The organism is Aureispira sp. CCB-QB1, assembly GCF_000724545.1.
In the GTDB taxonomy this organism is placed as follows: Bacteria; Bacteroidota; Bacteroidia; order Chitinophagales; family Saprospiraceae; genus Aureispira.
Genome location: NZ_JHBV01000078.1, coordinates 1 through 840, shown reverse-complemented (window position 1 = coordinate 840; position 840 = coordinate 1). Strand labels below are relative to the sequence as shown.

The following is an 840-nucleotide window of genomic DNA, read 5'->3' as shown; positions in this document are numbered from 1 at the left end:
AAAAAAAGCCGCCAACAGAACCGCATTTGTTAACTCTTTAATCCCATACCATGAAACGACAAAAGACCGTTTTTATCTACCGACACAAAAGGCTTTTACGCCGTATTTCTGTTTGTCATTATGCTAGAATAGATCAGCGCTACCGACTCGATTTAGAGCCCAATTCTACCCATTTGCGCATCAAATGGTAAGCATTACTTTTCTCATTAAATCTTAAACCAAAAATGAAAACCATCAAATTAAAAAGAGGGGATGTGATTTCCCATGCGGGGAAAACCTACCGCATGAACAAAACAATTCATGCCAATGTCACGGCAGAACATCAAACGGATACGACTGTAACACCACGACAAGAAATCCCACCACCACCGATTCCAGAGCCCATCGGAAGGGCAAAAAGCGATCCTGCTCAAGGCGTTTCCAAAGCAAGGGTACTCGAATTGATTCAAGAAAAAATTAAAGTCTTGGAGCAGCACGAAAATAAGTTGTTGATGGAGGGGATTTTTGATGTGGACGATGATTTAGAATTAATCGACCAGCAACGAGGGGAAAACTATAAAACGGCTTCTTATGCTGCTACGACGGTCCATATTATGGACTTAAAATCATTGTATAAAAAAGTTGAAAATCTAGCTTAAAAATGACCGATAAAAACGACCTAGAAAATGCCTCAGAAAATGAAGTTGTCAATAACTTTGTCAATGGATTAGAAAATGAGGTTGAAAATGCCAAAAACTGCATTTCTGACGTAGAAAACGCCTTAGAAAAGGAACAGACATTTTCAGAAAATGCCGCCACAATGGACGTAGAAAATGCGCCCACAATGGACGAGGAATTGGA

Annotated in this window: 3 protein-coding genes; all 3 read left to right on the top strand. The window is 39.8% G+C overall.

Annotated elements, in window-relative coordinates; genetic code table 11:
- Positions 1–50: 50 nt before the first annotated feature.
- Positions 51–191 carry a hypothetical protein gene (locus CG11_RS30255; protein ID WP_156039916.1) on the top strand — a complete coding sequence of 47 codons (141 nt, stop codon included), beginning with the start codon at positions 51–53 and terminating at the stop codon, positions 189–191.
- Positions 192–224: 33 nt separating this feature from the next.
- Positions 225–638 (top strand): hypothetical protein, encoded by a 414-nt coding sequence (locus CG11_RS26240; protein WP_052599923.1) that lies wholly within the window; start codon positions 225–227, stop codon positions 636–638.
- Between the two features lie 2 nt (positions 639–640).
- Positions 641–840: hypothetical protein (locus CG11_RS26235; RefSeq protein WP_156039915.1), on the top strand; the 200-nt coding region annotated here is incomplete at its 3' end.

Bases quoted from the DNA above. Each gene is read 5' to 3' on its own strand.
- CG11_RS30255 (WP_156039916.1), top strand. From the start codon at position 51: ATGAAACGACAAAAGACCGTTTTTATCTACCGACACAAAAGGCTTTTA.
- CG11_RS26240 (WP_052599923.1), top strand. From the start codon at position 225: ATGAAAACCATCAAATTAAAAAGAGGGGATGTGATTTCCCATGCGGGG.